General features: G+C 62.6%; 3 protein-coding genes. All 3 read left to right on the top strand.

Features of this window, described 5'->3' with window-relative positions; translation table 11 throughout:
- On the top strand, window positions 1-1,083 hold a 1,083-nt coding region (gene gcvT, locus AC2FI8_RS24460), incomplete at its 5' end, for a glycine cleavage system aminomethyltransferase GcvT (protein ID WP_496781247.1).
- Window positions 1,084-1,101: 18 nt separating this feature from the next.
- Entirely contained in the window at window positions 1,102-1,467 is a 366-nt protein-coding gene (gcvH, locus tag AC2FI8_RS24455; protein WP_496737919.1) for a glycine cleavage system protein GcvH, read from the top strand.
- Window positions 1,468-1,579: 112 nt separating this feature from the next.
- On the top strand, window positions 1,580-4,435 hold the full coding sequence (gene gcvP, locus AC2FI8_RS24450) for an aminomethyl-transferring glycine dehydrogenase (protein ID WP_496781246.1): 2,856 nt from the start codon (window positions 1,580-1,582) through the stop codon (window positions 4,433-4,435).
- Window position 4,436: the final 1 nt, after the last annotated feature.

Raw genomic sequence — 4,436 nt, 5'->3', positions numbered from 1 at the left:
AAACGCACCCCCTTGTATGACTTGCACGTTGAGTTGGGGGGTAAGCTTGTTGACTTTGCTGGTTGGGAGATGCCTGTTCAGTATCCTTTGGGGATTATGGGGGAGCATAAGCAGTGTCGTGAGAAGGCGGCGTTGTTTGATGTGTCTCATATGGGCCAGGTGATCCTTCGGGGTGAGAATGTGGGTGAGAAGCTGGAAGCTTTGTGCCCGCAGGCCTATGCGACCCTGAAGCCGGGCAAGGCGCGGTACGGGTTTTTCACCAATGCGGACGGCGGGATCATGGATGATCTGATCGTGTCGAATGCGGGGGATCACTACTTTGTGGTGGTGAACGCAGCGCTGCGCCATCAGGACATTCCGCATATGCGCGATAATCTGGATGGCGTCGAAGTGACCGAGATCTTCGACCGCGCGCTTGTGGCGGTCCAGGGCCCGGCGGCGGAAAACGTCGTGGGTGATCTTTGCCCGGCGGCGCGGGATCTGAAGTTCATGGAAACCACCGTGGCGGATATCAACGGTGTCGAGTGCCGCATCTCGCGGCTGGGCTACACCGGCGAGGACGGGTACGAGATCTCGATCCCCGAGGACAAGGCGATCGAGGTCAGCAAGGCGTTCCTGGCGCATGAGGATTGCGAAGCCGCCGGTCTGGGCGCGCGCGACAGCCTGCGGCTGGAGGCCGGCCTGTGCCTTTATGGCAATGACATCGACCAGAGCACCTCGCCGATCGAGGCCTCGTTGGCTTGGGCGATCCAGAAGCGCCGCAAGGAAGAGGGCGGTTTCCCGGGCGCCGAGCGCGTGCAAAAAGAACTGGCCGAAGGCCCCGCCAAAAAGCTGGTTGGCATCAAGCCCGATGGCCGCGCTCCAGCGCGTCAGGGCGTGGAAATCCAGTGCGCTGAGGGCAATACGATCGGTCAGATCACCTCGGGCGTATTTGGCCCCACGGTCGGTGGACCGGTGGCGATGGGCTATGTGAGCAAGGGTCATGGCGAGCCGGGCGAGACGGTGAACCTGATCATCCGGGGCAAGCCGCAGCCGGCGCAGATCGTGGCGCTGCCCTTCGTCAAACAGAATTACAAGCGTTGAAGTCAGGAGAGAGACAACATGGCAACCTATTATTCCGAAGAGCATGAATGGCTGACCGTCGAAGGCGACACAGCCACTCTGGGCATCACCAAGCACGCGGCTGAACAGCTGGGCGACGTGGTGTTCGTGGAGCAGCAGGAAGCAGGCGATGAGTTTGAAAAGGGCGGCGAGATCGGCGTGATCGAATCCGTCAAGGCCGCCTCCGAGCTGTATGCCCCCGTCGATGGCGAGATCGCGGAAGTGAACGAAGCGCTGGCCGACAACCCCGGCGCGCTGAACGAAGATCCCGAAGGCGAGGCCTGGATCTACAAGATCAAGATCGCGGATGCCGCGCAGCTGGAAGATCTGATGGATCTGGACGGCTACAAGGCCCTGATCGGGTAAACCCAAACGGCGGGTCCTTTCGCGGATCCGCCCCTTCATCTGGCTAAAAATATCCCCGCCGGAGGCTCCTGCCAGAGCGGCCGGGCGAGACATTCCCTGAGGAGCATGACCTATGGCCTTCAAACTGACCGACTACGAAGCCTATGACTTCGCCAACCGCCGCCATATCGGGCCCAGCCCGACGGAAATGCGCGACATGCTCAAGGTGATTGGCTTCAAGACGCTGGACCAGCTGATCGACGCCACCGTCCCGCCTGCGATCCGGCAGAAGGAACCGCTGGACTGGGGTCCGGCGATGACCGAACGCGATGCGCTCTTTCACATGAAAGAGGTGGCGAGCAAGAACAAGGTTCTGACCTCGCTGATCGGCCAGGGGTACTATGGCACCACCACGCCGGCGCCGATCCTGCGCAACATCCTGGAAAACCCGGCCTGGTATACCGCCTATACGCCCTACCAGCCCGAGATCAGCCAGGGCCGGCTTGAGGCTCTGTTGAACTTCCAGACCATGGTCAGCGACCTGACCGGGCTGGACGTGGCCAACGCGTCCCTGCTGGACGAGGCGACTGCTGCTGCCGAAGCGATGGCGATGGCCAAGCGTGGTGGCCGGTCGAAGGCCAACAACGCGGCCTTCTTCGTGGACAAGAACTGCCACCCGCAGACCATCGCGGTGATCAAAACCCGCGCCGAGCCTCTGGGCATCGACGTGCAGGTGGCCGACCCGGACACGCTGGACGCAGGATCGGTCTTTGGCGCGATCTTCCAGTATCCCGGCACTCACGGCCATGTGCGCGACTTCACATCGGAAATCGCCGCGCTGCATGAACATAAAGCCATCGCCATCGTCGCCGCCGACATCCTGTCGCTGGCGCTGCTGAAATCTCCCGGTGAGATGGGCGCGGATATTGCCATCGGCTCGACCCAGCGCTTTGGTGTTCCGATGGGCTATGGCGGGCCGCACGCCGCTTACATGGCGACCACCGACAAGCTGAAGCGGTCGATGCCGGGCCGGATCATCGGTGTGTCGATCGACGCGCGCGGCAACAAGGCTTACCGCCTGGCACTGCAGACGCGTGAGCAACACATCCGCCGCGAGAAAGCCAACTCGAATGTCTGCACCGCGCAGGCGCTCTTGGCGGTGATTGCCTCGATGTATGCGGTCTATCACGGCCCCGACGGCATCAAGGCCATCGCGCAATCGGTGCACCGCAAGACCTCGCGCCTGGCCGCCGGTCTGGAAGAGGCGGGCTTTGCCGTGGAACCAGAGGTGTTCTTCGACACCATCACGGTTGAGGTCGGCCACCTGCAGAATGTCGTCATGGAGGCCGCGGTGGCGCGCGGTGTCAACCTGCGCAAGGTCGGCGACACGAAGGTAGGCATCAGCCTGGACGAACAGACCCGCCCCGAGACCATCGAGGCCGTCTGGGGCGCCTTCGGCATCGATCGCACCGATGACAGCTCAAACAAAGTCTATCGCCTGCCCGATTATGCGCTGCGCGAAAGCCCGTACCTGACCCACGAGATCTTCCACAAGAACCGGGCCGAGGCCGAGATCACGCGCTACATGCGCCGTCTGGCCGACCGCGATCTGGCGCTGGACCGGGCAATGATCCCGCTGGGCTCGTGCACCATGAAGCTGAACGCCACGATCGAGATGATCCCGGTCACCTGGCCCGAGTTCGGCAATCTGCACCCGTTCTGCCCCGAAGATCAGGCGCAGGGCTATCATGAGATGATTGATGATCTGAACGACAAGCTGTGCCAGATCACCGGCTATGACGCGATCTCGCAGCAGCCCAACTCGGGCGCGCAGGGTGAATATGCGGGCCTGCTGACCATCCGCAACTATCACGCCGCGCGGGGTGAGGCGCACCGCAATGTCTGCCTGATCCCGACCTCGGCGCATGGCACCAACCCGGCCTCGGCGCAGATGGTGGGCTATCAGGTTGTTCCGGTGCAAGCCGATGAGAACGGCAACATTGACCTGAATGACTTCCGCGCCAAGGCCGAGAAGCATTCCGATCATCTGGCCGCCTGCATGATCACCTACCCCTCGACCCATGGCGTGTTCGAGACCACCGTTCAGGAGGTCTGCCAGATCACCCATGATCACGGCGGTCAGGTCTATATCGACGGCGCCAACATGAACGCCATGGTGGGTCTCTCGCGTCCGGGTGACATTGGCGGCGACGTCAGCCACCTGAACCTGCACAAGACCTTCTGCATCCCGCATGGCGGCGGCGGTCCCGGCATGGGTCCGATCGGCGTCAAGGCGCATCTGGAGGAACACCTGCCGGGTCACCCGGAATACGGCACCGCCGTGGGTCCGGTCTCGGCCGCTCCCTTCGGCTCGCCGTCCATTCTGCCGGTCAGCTGGGCCTATGTGCTGCTGATGGGCGGCGCGGGTCTGACGCAGGCGACCAAGGTGGCGATCCTGAACGCCAACTACATCGCGGCGCGTCTGCAGGATGCCTATCCCATCCTCTACACGTCCGAGACAGGTCGGGTGGCGCATGAATGCATCCTCGACACCCGTCCGTTGGATGAGGCTGCGCATGTGACCGTCGATGACGTGGCCAAACGCCTGATCGACAGCGGCTTCCACGCGCCGACCATGTCCTGGCCAGTGGCCGGAACCCTGATGGTCGAGCCTACGGAATCGGAGCCCAAGGACGAACTGGACCGCTTCTGCGACGCCATGCTGTCCATCCGGACCGAAGCGCAGGACATCATCGACGGCAAGATCGACGCGGAGAACAACCCGCTGAAAAACGCCCCCCACACGGTGCGCGATCTGGTCGGCGACTGGGACCGGCCCTACAGCCGCGAACAGGCCTGCTTCCCCCCAGGCTCCATGGGCGTCGACAAATACTGGTCCCCCGTAAACCGCGTCGACAACGCATATGGCGACAGAAACCTAATCTGCACATGCCCCCCAATGGACGCATACGAAGAAGCCGCTGAGTAAA

The organism is Ruegeria sp. CDSB029, assembly GCF_059611125.1.
Note: the sequence above shows the minus strand (reverse complement) of the source record. Positions and strands in the feature narration are given on the sequence as shown.

Coding starts and splice junctions, on each gene's coding strand:
- gcvH (WP_496737919.1), top strand. CDS start 1,102: ATGGCAACCTATTATTCCGAAGAGCATGAATGGCTGACCGTCGAAGGC.
- gcvP (WP_496781246.1), top strand. CDS start 1,580: ATGGCCTTCAAACTGACCGACTACGAAGCCTATGACTTCGCCAACCGC.